Annotated in this window: 14 protein-coding genes; 11 read left to right on the top strand and 3 right to left on the bottom strand. The window is 73.9% G+C overall.

Going from position 1 to position 13,894, the window contains the following annotated elements; translation table 11 throughout:
• Nucleotides 1-176 precede the first annotated feature (176 nt).
• Complete coding sequence (locus AB0924_RS34325) at nt 177-1,631, bottom strand: NlpC/P60 family protein (protein ID WP_366913553.1); 1,455 nt, start codon at nt 1,629-1,631, stop codon at nt 177-179.
• A gap of 464 nt (nt 1,632-2,095) precedes the next feature.
• Here AB0924_RS34325 and AB0924_RS34320 point away from each other — a divergent pair, with 464 nt between their 5' ends.
• Together AB0924_RS34320 and AB0924_RS34315 are read left to right on the top strand one after the other, a co-directional pair.
• Nucleotides 2,096-4,117: a DUF1996 domain-containing protein gene (locus tag AB0924_RS34320; RefSeq protein WP_366913572.1), complete on the top strand. Its 2,022-nt coding sequence runs from the start codon at nt 2,096-2,098 to the stop codon at nt 4,115-4,117.
• 140 nt (nt 4,118-4,257) lie between these two features.
• A complete protein-coding gene (locus tag AB0924_RS34315; protein ID WP_358938750.1) occupies nt 4,258-4,890 on the top strand; it encodes a GNAT family N-acetyltransferase in 633 nt (210 codons plus the stop codon).
• Nucleotides 4,891-4,916: 26 nt separating this feature from the next.
• Here the strand turns inward: AB0924_RS34315 and AB0924_RS34310 are convergent, their stop codons facing one another.
• Entirely contained in the window at nt 4,917-5,627 is a 711-nt protein-coding gene (locus AB0924_RS34310) for a lipoprotein (protein WP_366913552.1), read from the bottom strand.
• A 203-nt stretch (nt 5,628-5,830) separates the two neighbouring features.
• Here AB0924_RS34310 and AB0924_RS34305 point away from each other — a divergent pair, with 203 nt between their 5' ends.
• Nucleotides 5,831-7,156: a lipase family protein gene (locus AB0924_RS34305; RefSeq protein ID WP_366913551.1), complete on the top strand. Its 1,326-nt coding sequence runs from the start codon at nt 5,831-5,833 to the stop codon at nt 7,154-7,156.
• Nucleotides 7,157-7,171: 15 nt separating this feature from the next.
• On the opposite strand, the gene AB0924_RS34300 is transcribed toward AB0924_RS34305, so the two are convergent.
• Nucleotides 7,172-7,813, bottom strand: coding sequence for a class I SAM-dependent methyltransferase (locus AB0924_RS34300; protein WP_366913550.1), 642 nt, complete (start codon nt 7,811-7,813; stop codon nt 7,172-7,174).
• A 123-nt stretch (nt 7,814-7,936) separates the two neighbouring features.
• On the opposite strand from AB0924_RS34300, the gene AB0924_RS34295 reads away from it, so the two are divergent.
• The 8 genes from AB0924_RS34295 to AB0924_RS34260 all read left to right on the top strand — a co-directional run bounded on the left by AB0924_RS34295 (nt 7,937) and on the right by AB0924_RS34260 (nt 13,890).
• Nucleotides 7,937-8,395 carry an NAD(P)H-dependent oxidoreductase gene (locus tag AB0924_RS34295; RefSeq protein ID WP_358938756.1) on the top strand — a complete coding sequence of 153 codons (459 nt, stop codon included), beginning with the start codon at nt 7,937-7,939 and terminating at the stop codon, nt 8,393-8,395.
• A gap of 209 nt (nt 8,396-8,604) precedes the next feature.
• Nucleotides 8,605-10,731: an acetoacetate decarboxylase family protein gene (locus AB0924_RS34290; protein WP_366913549.1), complete on the top strand. Its 2,127-nt coding sequence runs from the start codon at nt 8,605-8,607 to the stop codon at nt 10,729-10,731.
• A 34-nt stretch (nt 10,732-10,765) separates the two neighbouring features.
• Nucleotides 10,766-11,107 (top strand): hypothetical protein, encoded by a 342-nt coding sequence (locus AB0924_RS34285; RefSeq protein ID WP_366913548.1) that lies wholly within the window; start codon nt 10,766-10,768, stop codon nt 11,105-11,107.
• On the top strand, nt 11,104-11,406 hold the full coding sequence (locus AB0924_RS34280; RefSeq protein WP_358938762.1) for an acylphosphatase: 303 nt from the start codon (nt 11,104-11,106) through the stop codon (nt 11,404-11,406). Before AB0924_RS34285 ends, AB0924_RS34280 begins: the two co-directional genes overlap by 4 nt.
• 114 nt (nt 11,407-11,520) lie before the next feature.
• Complete coding sequence (locus AB0924_RS34275) at nt 11,521-12,018, top strand: hypothetical protein (RefSeq protein ID WP_366913547.1); 498 nt, start codon at nt 11,521-11,523, stop codon at nt 12,016-12,018.
• Between the two features lie 164 nt (nt 12,019-12,182).
• On the top strand, nt 12,183-12,869 hold the full coding sequence (locus AB0924_RS34270) for a hypothetical protein (protein WP_366913546.1): 687 nt from the start codon (nt 12,183-12,185) through the stop codon (nt 12,867-12,869).
• Nucleotides 12,866-13,153: a BON domain-containing protein gene (locus AB0924_RS34265; RefSeq protein WP_358938768.1), complete on the top strand. Its 288-nt coding sequence runs from the start codon at nt 12,866-12,868 to the stop codon at nt 13,151-13,153. The genes AB0924_RS34270 and AB0924_RS34265 overlap by 4 nt, the downstream gene beginning before the upstream one ends.
• Nucleotides 13,150-13,890, top strand: a complete 741-nt coding sequence (locus AB0924_RS34260; protein WP_366913545.1) for a metallophosphoesterase — start codon at nt 13,150-13,152, stop codon at nt 13,888-13,890. Before AB0924_RS34265 ends, AB0924_RS34260 begins: the two co-directional genes overlap by 4 nt.
• The last annotated feature ends 4 nt before the right edge of the window (nt 13,891-13,894 follow it).

Below are 13,894 nucleotides of genomic sequence, written 5' to 3'. Positions count from 1 at the left end.
TCGAGCGTGAACATTCGAGCCTGAACAGGAGACTCGCTCGATCGGGAAGCCTAAGCTAAGGCAGCCCTAAGTTAGTACGCGGGTCCCGTCTATGACCTCATAAGCTGATCTTATGAGGCACCAAGGAGCCGCTTATGCCCCGGCCCGGGCCGGGGCCGGGGCGCCCGCGAGGCGGGTCAGGCGGGCCGGATCACCCGGTGGATCGCGGACTCCCCGGCGCCGTAGACCGACTCCTCGCGGATGGTGGATCCCGGTCCCGGCGCATGGATCATCATGCCGCCGCCGATGTGCAGGCCCACGTGCCGGTCGTCCTCGAAGAACAGGACGAGGTCGCCCGGTTCGAGTCCGGCGAGGGTGACCGGTGTGCCGGCCAGGGCCTGCTCGTGCGCGGCACGTGGCAGCGTGACCCCGGCGGCCTGCCACGCGGCCCGCGTGAGGCTGGAGCAGTCGTAGGACTCCGGCCCGGTGGCCCCCCAGACACAGGGCTTGCCGATCTGCGCCCGGGCGAACGCGATGGCCCTGGCGGCGCGTGTCGTGTCGGTGGTGACGGGGGCGGGGAACGGTGTGAAGGAGCCGGTGCCGGTCAGGGCGGGCTGCGGAAACGCGCCCGTGTCCATGAGGGCGTCGGTGACGGGCCGCATGAAGGAGCCCGTGCCGCCGAGCGGGTCGGCGAGGTCGGGCGTCACTACCGGAGTGGGCGTGCCCGGTGTCGCCGTAGTGCCGGACGCCGCCCACCGGGGCTGCTCCCACTGATCGGTGAGCGGCTGGAACGCCGGTGCGGAGAGGGTGAGTCGGGCGGCGTGCCGGCTCAGCAGGTCGCGGGCCGCGGTCAGCTTGCGGCGGTGGCTCGCCTTGGACTCGGCGGGAGAGGGGTGCCGGGGTGCGGTCCCGGAGGCGGGCAGTTCCCTCGGCATCGGCGCCGGGCCCGTCTGCGGCACGGGAAGGGTGGCGACGGGCAGTACGGCCGTCTCCACCGGGCCGGGGCCGCTCGCGTCCGGGACGCCGGGGAGAGCCGGTTCCGCCGTACCCCATGCGGTCGGCCCGAGCGGCATCGGAGCGGACAACTCGGTCGGCATCGAGGGAAGTTCGGCAGGGCGCGCGGCCGGAAGTTCGGCAGGGCGCCCTGCCGGGAGCTCGGCGGGGCGCGCGGCCGGAAGTTCCGGACGGGCGCCCAGCACGGCGGACGTGCCCGCTTCCAGGGCGGCCCGGGGGCGGCCGTTCTGCCCCGTCGAGGGCCCGCCCGTCAGCTCGGCCACCGCCCGGTCGGAAGCCCGACCGGCTGAGCCGGGGGCCAGTTCGGGCAGCGCGACGCTCAGGGCGTCCCGGTCACCGTCGTTCGCGCGGTCCCGGGCACGGGCCGGGCCGGCCGGGGGCTCGGGCAGGCGGTCGGCGGGGAGCACGGCCGGAACCGTCGGGCCGAGCTTGGCGCGCGCCACGTCGAACCACTGCCGGGCCACCGCGTCGAGACCTGGATCCTGACGGGGCCCGGACCTCTTGGACAGCGCGACCCCCCGGTTCCTGCCGGCCGCCGACATCGCCCGGGTGGCGTTGTAGTTCCCGGTCGCGTTCTCGGCCTGTTCGTAGAGGAAGTCGATCCGCTGCCGAACCTCGTCGCGGCCCTCCGGCACCATGGAAGACGTGCTCCTTCCTTGCCCCGCGGGGCAGTTGGGCCGATCCCGGGGTCGGTCGAGCCCCGGCCCCGGACGCCACGGCGAGTTCGCTGGGGGGCGGCCGGGCGGCCTGGCGGTCAACCTAGCCAACTTGTGTGCTGGGTGTGAAGGTTGCAGGGTGGAATGTCCGATACGTATTTGTGATGTTCGCGGCGCCGCCCGCACGGGAAGGCTCTTCGGCCCTTTTGCGTGGCCCTGCCACCCGATTGGCGTTGCCGTACGCTGCCGCCGCCGGCGTGACCACGGTTTCCTGTGAGATCCCGGTGAATCACCGATTCGGTTGAACGCTTCGGGGCCGCCCTGCGTATGGGACGCGGGAACTCCATGCCCGACCGACCGCTCCACACAAGGGGACCACCGTGGTACGCACCAGGCGCAGACGCCCGACCGGCGCACGACGCGCGACCTTCGCAGCAGTCGCCCTGATGCTGGGCGGGGGCGGCCTCGTCGCCGCGAACGTCTACGCCTCGGCCACGGAAGGCGGTTGGGGCGGCGGCTCCGGCCAGGACGCCACCGGACAGGTCAAGTCCGCCGGTATGGCCACGATCGACTGCCCGGACGTGGGCAGCCGGCTGACATCGGTCCCGGACGACGCCCGCGCCGACGTCGACCGTGAACTCGCCCAGCTCGACCAGCAGACCACCGGCGCCTACCGGCAACTCCAGGCGTCGGCACAGGAGATCCGCCAGGATCCGGACGCCGCCGACGACTCGATCATGAACCCGCTGAAGGAGAAGCGGGCGGCGACGATCGAGCGCATCGCGGTCGCCATCGACCGGGCAGGGGACCGGCCGGAGGGGCTGGAGGCCCTGGCGGCCTGCACCCTGCGCCCCGGCCAGGACGGCACGGGCGGCGGCTCGGACGGCACCGGCCAGGCCACCGCCTCACCGAGCGCCGGCGGCCAGGGGCAGAACGGCGCCGGGCAGGCGGGCACCGGCCAGGGCGGCAACGGGCCCGTCGCCTCGGACTACGCGGACATCACCGCCGTACAGCCCAACGCGCCGAAGCCGCCCCAGGGTGACGGCGCCTCGCGCGGCACCTTCACCACCGAGTGCGGCGTCAACGCGAACGGCCTGTTCAACTCCGACAACGTCATCGTGGCCCCCGGTGTCTCCAACGGCGCCCACCACTTCCACGACTACGTCGGCAACCAGTCCAACACCGCCTTCGCCAGCGACGACGACCTTGCCAAGGCCGACACGAGCTGCGTGGACAAGGGCGACAGGTCGACGTACTACTGGCCGGTGGTGCGCCTGCAGAACGGCACGCAGGAACGGGACGCCGGTGCACCCGGCGGCGGTACGGAAGGCAACGCGGGCCAGATCGTCACGCCCAAGGACGTCACGCTGACCTTCGTAGGCAGCCCTCAGGGCAAGGTGACCGCCATGCCGCGCCTGCTGCGCATCATCACCGGTGACGCCAAGGCCTTCGTCAACGGCCCCACCAACGCCAACGCCTCCTGGAGCTGCACCGGGTTCGAGGACCGGCAGCTCAAGGACAAGTACCCGCTGTGCCCGTCGGGCAGCGACGTCGTGCGCACCTTCCACTTCCAGAGCTGCTGGGACGGCCGCAACATCGACAGCGCCAACCACCGTACGCACGTGGCGTTCGCGACGCCCGACGGCGCGTGCCCCGCGGGCTTCCAGGCGATCCCGCAACTGGTGCAGCGCATCGTCTACGACGTCAAGGCGCCCAGCCTGAACGACGGCGGGCGGACGGTGCCGCTGTTCGCCGTGGACTCCTTCCCGGAGCAGCTGCACAAGCCGGTCACCGACCACGGCGACTTCATCAACGTCTTCGACGAGGACCTGATGCGCGAGCTGGTCGACTGCATCAACTCCGGCCGCACCTGCGGTCCAGGTGGCGACGACGGCTCCGGTGCCACCGCGGCCCCGAGTCAGAGCGCGGGCACGGGGGCGACGGAGGCCCCGGGTGGCGGTGCCTCGGAGGACCCCGGCACGGGTGCCACGGCCACGGCCGAACCGACCTCCTCCGCCCCGGCCGAGGTGCCCAGGACCGACGCGACGACCGCACCGGCGAACACCACCAAGCACAGCAAGCCGGCCAAGGACAGCAGGCTGACCGAGCCCGCCGAGGACGGCAAGCGGACCGGGTCGGCCGGTGACGGCGGGAAGACCGCCCCGGCCGGTGACGGCACCAAGGCCGAGGACGACCCGGCGGCGACGGTCGGATCGGACGGCACCGGCGAGGTCGGCAAGGCCACCCGGACCGCACCCGCGGCCGACGGCGGCAGCGGCGCCCAGTCCCCGGCCGCCCAGGCCCAGGACGCGCAGTCCCAGGCGCCGGTCGCCCAGACCGAACCGCAGGCCGCCGGGCAGGGCGGACTCGCCGAGACCGGGGCCAACCTGTGGCCCGCGGGCATCGGTATCCTGCTGGCACTGGGGGGCCTGTTCATGCTGGTCAAGGCCAAGCGCCTGACCCACTGACCATCCCGCCCGACTCCGACTCCGACTCCGACTCCGATCCACGGACGGCGGCCCACCCTCTGCGGGTGGGTCGCCGTTCCGTCGCTCCAGCCCGGCCGAACCAGTTGTGGGAGCGCTCCCAGGGGGTCGAGAATGATTCCATGCCGACCAACGCCCCGAGCCCGTTCGTCCGCCCCTACCGCCCCGCCGACCGGGACGCGGTCGCCGACGTCTGCGTCCGCACCGCGCACAACGGCGGCGATTCCCGGCATCTGTATCCCGATCAGCACCTCATGCCGGCGCTCTTCGCCGAGCCCTACTGCCACTTCGACCCGGACCTGGCCTTCGTCCTGGACGACGGCACGGGCCGGGCCGTGGGTTATGTGGTCGGTACGGCGGACACCGAGCGCTTCGTCCAGGACTTCCGGCGGACCTGGATCCCCCGCCTGACCGGCCGCTACCCGGCCCCGGCCGCGCCGCCGCGCACGCCCAGCGAGGAGATGACCAGCCTCCTGCACCACCCCGAGCGCATGCTCGTCCCCGAACTGGCCGCATACCCGGCTCACTTGCACATCGACCTGCTGCCGGCGTGGCAGCGGCGCGGACACGGCCGCCGGTTGATGGGCGCGCTGCTCAACGCCCTGCATCAGCAGGGGGTACCGGCCGTCCATCTCGGCATGGTCACCGTCAACACGGGCGCCCGTGTCTTCTACGACCGTCTCGGCTTCCACGAGATCCCGGTCCCCGACCCCGGCCCGCTCACCTATCTGGGCCGGGCCACGGCGGAAGGCTGAACCAGGCCGCCGGCCGGACCGGTCCGTCAGCGAACCCGCAAGGTCCGCTTGGCGAGTTCGTAGGCGGGCCGCATCTCCTCGTGCTCCGCGGTGTCCATGCCGCCGAGGTGCAGCACGACCGGCCCGTCGGGCGTGCCGACCGCCAGAGCGGTCTCCTTCTTGGTCTCCTCGAGGAGCTTGCTGGTGTAGAGGTACTCGACCTCCACGCCGGCCACCCCCGCGGCCGTTCTGAAGGAGTGGTACTTCTCCTCGCTGACGTTGTCCTCGGCCGCGAGGAACTCCCGCAGTACGGTGCGTGCGTCCGCGTCGCCGGGCTTGCCGGTCCATACGCGCAGGAAGCCGATGTTGCCGGCCGGCTTGGCGTCGATCTCGCAGGCGGTGGTGACCGGCCCCTGGCGCAGGAACGCTTCGGCGAGGTCGCCGGAGAGGCTGTCCGAGCCCTTGGACGCCTTCGACATCTCCGCCCCGGCGTCGATGCCCTTGGCCTTCCAGTGCTTGGCGAGGTCGAAGCTGACGGGCAGTTCGCAGGCCGAACCGGCGGCGCCGATCGTGCCTGCGCTCGCCGCGGTTCCGGCCGCCGCCCCAGTCGTCGCCTCCGCCTTCGCCGGCGAATCCGAACGGCCCTTGCCGTCCGCTCCGGACGACCCGGCGCACCCGCTCATTACCGCCGCCAGAAGCGCCGTTCCGGCCGTCAGTCCCACTGTTCCGCCGCGCACGTTCCCCACCTTGACCTGCACCGTCCACTCCCCATTGGTCCGGCCGGACACTGTATCCGAGGGGTCCGCGGCGCCGTGGGGAATAACGGCGCGAGGCCCTTGCTGACGAGGTGTCTCATTACCCAACCGTGACCTTCCGTGGGCTACCGCCGGTAACTTACTCGAAAGTAAGGTCCGTGCCACCCACTTCGGTACCCCCTGCCCCGCCACTCGGGAGGTCCGCCATGCCCGCACACACCCGTCTTCCGGTGCTCGCCGTCGCCGTCGCCGCCTGCCTGGGCGCACAGACCGCCGCCGCGCTCCCCGCCACGGCCTCGGACACCGTCGTGTCCCGGGGCGTCACCATCCCCGCCTTCTACGACCCGCCCGCCGGCCTGCCCGCCGCCGACGGCACCCTCGTCCGCAGCGAGCACCTCCCGCTCGCGCTGAGTCTGCCCGGCCTCGACGGCCCCCTGCCGGGCCGGGCCACCCGGCTGATGTACAAGTCGACCGACTCGGGCGGGAATCCGGTCGCCGTTACCGGTGCCTACATCGAGCCGGCCGCCGCCTGGAAACACGGCGGACCACGCCCCCTCGTCGCCGTGGCACCCGGCACCATGGGGCAGGGCGACCAGTGCGCCGCCTCACTCGGCCTGGAACACCCGCTCAGCATCAACGGCCAGACAGTGTCGGTCGGGTACGAGGATCTCGCGATCTACCGGATGCTCGCCAAGGGCATCGCCGTCGTGGTCACCGACTACGCGGGCCTGGGCGCCACCGACCGGCTGCACACCTACGTCAACCGCCTCGACGGCGGACACGCCGTGCTGGACGCCGTACGCGCCGCCCGGAACCTGGCGGGCACCTCCGTGACGGCCGCCTCGCCCGTCGGGCTGTACGGCTACAGCCAGGGCGGCGGCGCCACGGCCTCCGCCGCCGAACTCCAGCCGGCCTACGCCCCCGACATCGCCCTGGCCGGCACCTACTCGGGCGCGCCGCCCGCCGATCTGACCGCCGTCACCAAGGCCATCGACGGCAGCGACCTGGCCGGTGCCCTCGGCTGGGCCGTCAACGGCTTCCTGCAGGCCGACCCCGCCCTGCGGCCGATCGCCGACAAGCGCCTCAACGCGGCGGGCAAGGCCGCGCTGGCCGACCTGTCGACGATGTGCGTCGGAGACGCGATCCTCTCCTACAACTCCGCCCACAGCACGGCCTGGACGGCCGACGGCTCCTCCCTCAGCGACGTCATCAAGACCGAGCCGGCCCTCCAGGACTTCCTCGACCGTCAGCGCGTCGGCCGGACGAAGCCGGCGAGCCCGGTCCGGGTGGCGACCGGCGTAAACGACGACCTCGTGCCGCACGCGCAGGCCCGCACGCTCGCCGTCGACTGGTGCCGCAAGGGCGCCGACATCACCTACGTCCCGGTCACTGTGCCCCCGTTGGGCCGCTCCCTGCTCAACCACTTCACCCCGCTGATCACCGATCAGGGCGACGCCATCGACTGGCTGACCGACCGGCTCTCCGGCAGGCCGGCGAGCTCCACCTGCTGGTCGCTGCCCGTCCGGCCCTGACCGCGGCCGGCGCGCTCAGCCCGACGCGCGCCGGCAGTGCAGGAACAGGTGCGGCTCGGGCACGGCGCCTGGATGGGCCGGGGCGAACACGGCGTGCTCCTCCGCCAGGACCGTCAGGCCCGCCCCGGTCACCAGCGCAGTGAAGTCCCCGGCCGCGAAACTGGTCACCCGGGCCGGCTGCCCCATGAACAGCCCCTCGACGGCCTCCAGGTCGAGGGGCACGGTGGCCAGCACGGCGTACCCGCCCGGCCGCAGCGCCCGCACCAGCCGCGCCACCACGGCCGACTGCTCGGCGCGGGACATCTGCAGCAGCGAGAAGTACACGCACACCGCGTCGAACGACTCCTCGCCGAGCGGCAGTTCACGGATGTCGCCGAGCCGGAAGTCCGCCTCGGGCACCTGCCGGGAGGCGACGTCGACCATGACCGGGGAGACGTCGACGCCGAGCACCTCGTGCCCCGCGTCGCTGAGTGTCCGCGCGGTCGGCCGTCCGGTGCCGCTGCCCACGTCCAGCACCCTGCTGCCCGGCTCCAGCCGGTCCAGCAGCCACCGCAGGGAGTCGTGGTGCGCCTCGGAGGCGGCGAACGCCTTCTCGTAGTTGAGACCCAGCGCGTCGAACAGCACGGCTGCCGGTGCCCGGTGATCGTCCTCGGCCAAGACGGCCCCTTCCGTCGTCCCCTGCGGGTGCCGGGCATCGTCGCACCCCGGGCCCGTGCCCCACAACGCCGCGCGCCGGGCGCGGTTTGCGGGGCACGGCACCGGCAGGGCAGGGTTCGGGGCGTGCCCACCTTGCTGATCGTGCATCACACCCCCTCGCCCAACTGCCAGGCGCTGTTCGAGGCCGTCGTCTCCGGCGCGACCACACCGGAGATCGAGGGCGTGCGCGTCGTGCGGCGGGCGGCGCTGTCCGCCACCGCCACCGACGTCCTCGAGGCCGACGGCTACCTCCTCGGCACCCCGGCCAACCTCGGCTACATGTCCGGAGCCCTGAAGCATTTCTTCGACCAGATCTACTACCCGTGCCTCGACGCGACCCGGGGCCGGCCCTTCGGCTACTACGTGCACGGCGGCAACGACGTCACGGGCGCCGTCCGCGCCGTCGAGTCGGTCACCACGGGCCTCGGCTGGCGCCGTTCGGCCGATGCGGTGACCGTCACCGGCGCACCCGGCAAGGCCGACGTCGAGGCCTGCTGGGAACTGGGCGCCACGGTCGCCGCCGGGCTCATGGGCGACGCCTGACGGCGCCACCGTACCGGTGCGGCCGCCCCGCCCGCCGATGGGCCGTTCGGGTGCCCCGGTGGCCGGGCCGGATTCCGTTCCGCCCGGTCAGGAGGGGGCCGCCCGGCGGGTGAAGGTGCGGGCGTGGGGTCCCTCGCCCACGATGGGACCGCGGCCGGCCTTCGCGGATCCGGTCGTGCACGCATGTCGTCGAGCCGAGGGAGCGTCGTATGCGAGCGGACGGCCACGCCCCCGGACCGCCGGACGAGCAGGACGCCGGGGAACTGCTCCGCCGGTGCGCACAGGAGGTCCTGGACGTCGCCGAGGGCATCCGCGCGGTGTCCGCGCGGACCGGCGCCGCGCTGCTCGACCCGCGGCTCACCGGCTCCCCGGACCGCCGGCCCCGGACCGCCCTCGCCGCCCGCTGGGCGCTGCTGCGCGCCCTGACCGGCGGGCAGGGCCTCGGCCGCCCGGCGGTCCCGCTCCCGAAGGGCCCGGCGCGGCTGCCCGGCCGTCCGGGCCTGCCCGCGTGGGTGGCGGTCGGCGCGCTGCGGCTGAGGGTCGCCGCCGTGCTGGCCGGTCACCCGGAGTTCGCCCGTGACCCGGGCATGCGGCGGCTGACGGACGCCCTCGCGACCGGCCGCGACCCGGCGGCCGTACGCTCCTTGCGCAGCCTGTTCCGGGACCCGGGGGCGCAGCGCGCCCTGTCCGGCCTCATCCCGCTGATGGCCGAACTCACAGCCGTGCGGCGGCTGCTGGAGGAGGACGCCCGGGCCGGCGGCGGAACCGGCTGGGCGCTCGCACCCGGACCACCGGACGGGCCGCCGTCCGCCGGCCCCGTGCCCCTGACCGAGGCCCGCGACGGGGGCGGGGCCGACGCCGAGGCCGTCGACCTCACCGGGCGGGAGCGGCAGACCATCGCCACCGAGGGGTCCTTCCTGGGCTTCCTGCGCAACATCAGGGCGCTGTCCACCGACGGGCGGATCCTGGTGCAGAACGTGCGCGGCCCCGACGGCGTCGTCCGCTACGTCGTCCAGGCCCCCGGCACCTCACCCGGCCGGCCCCGCGACGACGGCCCGCGTGACTTCGCCGACGCCTGGCACGACCTCTTCGCGGCCGACTCGCCCCACACCCGCTCGATCCGGCTCGCCCTCGCCGACTACGGCATACCGCGCGGCGCCGACCTCGCCCTGATCGGGCACGGCGAGGGCGGCACCGCGCTGCTCAACCTCGCCCGGGACCCGGACTTCTGCCGGGCCTACCAGGTCACCCATGTCATAACCGTCGGCTCCCCGGCCGCCGGGCGGCGGACCGCCGACCCGCGCACCTGGGTCGCCGCCATCACCGACCAGCACGACATGGTGCCCGTCCCCGACGGCCCGGACGCCGGCCCGCACCCCAACCGGTACGAGCTCCGCTACCCCGGACCCGCCGGTCCGTACCCGCTGCGCCACACGGTCCGTGACTACATCGAACATCTGCGGTCCGTCGTCCCGCAGGCCCGCGAGATCGTCGACGACGCGCTCACGCCCTACCGGGGCCCGGTCGTGCGCACCCGGGCCTACCGGCTCCGCGACCGCGCCCACCCGCCCGAGGGCCACCCCTTCCTCACCCTGCCGACCGCCTCCGTCCCCACCGCGACCGGCCCGGTGGACGTGCCGGTGCGCTACTACGACTCCTCCGCCGCCCACCTGTGCTACCTCGTCGACGCCGACGCGGCGCACGGCCTGCTGCCCGCCGGCACCCGGACGGTCCCGAGCCGGCTGGGCGGCCGGGCGCTGGCGGTGCTGTCGCTGTACGAGCACCGCTGCTCGACCATCGGCCCCTACACGGAGGTCGCCCTGACGTTACCGGTGGCCGACCTGTGGCGGCCGCGCCCCTACGACATCGCCGCGGACCTGCTGCGCCGCGCCGACCTGCGCCGTACCGGACGGCACGTCCTCTCGCTCGCCGTCAGCAGCGAGGAGGCACGGTCCGTCGCCCGGGAGATCTGGGGCCAGCCCGCCACCCTCAGCTCGGCCGTGGCCGATCTGATGGGCCATCACATACGGTTCGCCACCATGGAGATCGGGCTCGTCGTGGCCGGCCGCCTCGGCCCCGGTGTCCGCTGCCCGGAGGCGGACTGGGTGCTGTACGGCCGGCGCGACGAGAGCACGGTCCGCACCCTGGTCCGCGCGCACGGTGCGCCACGGTTGCACGCCGGTGCCCGGGTACGGCTGCGCCTGGACACCGCGGCGGCCGAACCCATGGCCGGACAGCTGCGCCGGCTCGGCATCGACGCGGCCAGGCCGCTCCTCGTACTGCACAACCCGCGGTTCACGGCCCACCGCAGCGCCGGCGCCGTCCTGCCGCGCTGAACCGAACGCATTGATCCATGAGTTGGGAGCCTTCGTGGTCACCGAGCTACTGCCCCGCACGATGCCGTCACCCGCCGGACTCCTCGACCGGGCGATCGCGCTGCGCGCCGACGCCGACCTGCTGGACGGCTACGCCCGGCGACTGCTCGCCACCGCCGAGGCACTGACCGGCACAGCGGCACCCGAGCCGAGCCGCCCCGCCCTGGAACGGCAGGCGGCCGCCTGCCGTTCGTCGGCACGGCAACTGCGCGCCGCCGCGGCGGCGCTGCTCGCACACCGGCGGGCCGCCGGAGCCGGCCGGAGCGGATCGCCGGCCCGCACCGGCCGGGACGTGACGTGGACGGAACCCGGCGAGGACAGGGGTGTGCGCGGATGACGGTCCGGCAGCACGTGCGCGTCAGCGGCCGTGTCCAGGGGGTCTTCTACCGCGACACCTGCCGTCGGCTCGCGGAGGAGCGGGGCGTGGCCGGGTGGGTGCGCAACCTGCACGACGGAGACGTGGAGGCCGTGTTCGAGGGGCCTCCCGACGACGTCGCCCACCTCGCGCGCTGGGCGGCGCAGGGCCCGCCGACGGCCACGGTGACGCACTGCACGGGCACCGCCGAGGAGCCCGAGGGACTGTCCGGCTTCCGGGTACTGCCCGACGCCGCGCCCGGCGACGGCCCCCATGGATAGGCCGGCGGGAAAGAGAGGCAGAGGAAAGGGAACCGGCGGAAGGCAATCGGGGTCTTACGGTCCGTCGGCGCCGGGGATCGGCCCGGTCGCGAATAAAACGGGGGAATGAGAAAGATGCCCGTCCGCAGCCGCAGGACTCTTCTGACCGCCGTCACCGTCACGGCCGGCCTCACCCTGGCCGCCGTCACGCCCGCCCTCGCCGGCACCGGCGCGAGCCACGCCCGCCCCGCCGCCGTGTCCGCCGCCCAGGGCGACCCGCGCAACGCCACCCAGCGCGTGGCCGACTTCTACGGCGCCTACATCGACTCCGTCTGGGCCGCCGACGACCCGGCGGCCGCCGCCAACGCCAAGGCGCTGCGCGCCTTCTACCTGTCGGCCGCCGCCCAGAAGAAGGCCGGCGCCTACGAGAAGAAGAACCACGCCGACGGCGTCCTCTTCGCGCAGAACGTGCCGGTCAGGTGGAAGGTCGACTACACCGGCTCCGGCATGGGCCACTCCACCAGCAGGGTCACGCTGACCTGGAGCGACGGCGGCGACGCCCAGGTAACCAGGATCGACGTCCAGTCCGATCTGCGGACCCTGAAGATCACCGCGCTGAAGCCGACGGACTGACCCCGCGAGCGGGCCCGCGGTCCCGCCCCGCCCCACCCGGGGCGGGCCCGCGCGGTCGTCCTCGGCGGCCAGGACTGAGCGGCACCGGCCCGGGTACCCGGTGTGCCCCCCCGGGGGGCCGTCCCGGCCGCCCGGGAGCGCAGGGCGCCGCGAATGGAGAGACCATGACGCAGAACGGGGAGGGAACCACCCCCGCCCGGCGGACGGAGGTCACCGGGCTCCGCCTCGCCGGTGACGGACCGGAACCGCCGGTACCGGCCGCACCGGTCACGGAACCCCTGCCGCACGACCGCAGCCAGGCGATCCTGGAGGCCGCCAAGCAGATCGGCGCCCTGCTGAAGAGGAAGGGCCACGCCTTCGCCCTCGCGGGCAGCGTGGCGGTCTACGCCCACGGCGGGAGCCGCGACCTCCAGCACGACGCCGACTTCGCCGTGCTGCCCGAGGACTCCGACGCGGTGGCCGCGAGCCTGCACGAGGCCGGCTTCCCCGTGCGCACCCCGCCGGAGGACTGGCTGCTGAAGACGGCCTGCCGGGGGCAGGACATCGACATCATCTTCCAGTTGGCGCACGAGCCCGTCACCGAGGGCGTGCTGGCCCGGGCGACCTGCCTGCCGGTCGACTCCGTGCTCATGCCCGTCCTGTCCCCGACCGATCTGATCCGCAGCCTGATCAGCGCCTTCTCGGAGCACTACTGCGACTTCGGGGCGGTTCTGCCGGTGGCCCGCGCCGTGCGCGAGAAGGTCGACTGGGACGAGGTGCGGCAGACCTGCGGGGACCAGCCGATGCCCGCGGCCTTCCTCTTCCTGCTGGAACGGCTGAACGTGATCGCACCCCGGAGGGGGCAGCCATGACCGACCGAGACGCACACAGGCCGCCGGACCCCCCGGCCGCCGAGAACCTGGACTACCGCGTCGCCCATCTCGCCGAACGGATCGCCACCGGACCGCTCGGCGAACTGGGCGTACGGCTGGTCCCGCACGGCGACTCCGTACTCCTGACGGGCACCGTGCCCTCCACCGAGTGCCGGGACCAGATCCTCGGCATGGCCCGCGAGGTGCTGGCGGGGCACCCCGTCCACTGCGACATCCTCGTCGCCGGGACCTCGTCGCCCGATCACGGGGAGGACCTCACATGATCCGCGTCGCCGCCGTGGGAGACATCCACATGGGGCCGGACAGCCAGGGCACGCTGCGCCCCGCCTTCGAGACCCTGCCCGAGTGCGCCGACGTCCTGCTGCTCGCCGGGGACCTCACCCGGCACGGCACGCCGGAGGAGGCGCGGGTCGTCGCCCGGGAGATCAAGGACCTCGCCGTCCCCGTCGTCGCCGTGCTCGGCAACCACGACCACCACGACGACCACCCCGAGGAGGTCACCGCGATCCTCCGGGACGCCGGCGCACACGTCCTCGAGGGCCAGGCAGCCGTCGTCACCCGCGACGGGGCACGCATCGGGGTGGCCGGGACCAAGGGCTTCGGCGGGGGATTCGTGGGACGCTGCGCCGGGGAGTTCGGCGAGCCGATCATGAAGGAGTTCGTCCGCTACAGCCGCCGGTGCGCCGAGGGGCTGCTGGCCGCCCTGAAGCAGCTCAACGAGTGGGACTGCGACGTACGGATCGCCCTGACCCACTTCTCACCCGTGCCGGACACCCTGGCCGGGGAGCCGCCTGAGATCCACCCGTTCCTCGGCAGCTATCTCCTCGCCGAGGCCATCGACACGACCTGCCCGGACCTCGCCGTGCACGGGCACGCCCACGCGGGCACCGAGCACGGGATGACCAGCGGGGGCGTCCGGGTCCGCAACGTGGCGCAGCCGGTGATCGGCCAGGCGTTCCACGTCTACAACCTGCCGGGGCGCGAGCCGGCGGCGGCCTGACCGG

This window comes from Streptomyces sp. NPDC047869, from assembly GCF_040704065.1.
Classification (GTDB): Bacteria; Actinomycetota; Actinomycetes; order Streptomycetales; family Streptomycetaceae; genus Streptomyces.
The sequence above is the reverse complement of the archived record's forward strand: the minus strand, read 5'-3'. Positions and strand labels throughout refer to the sequence as shown.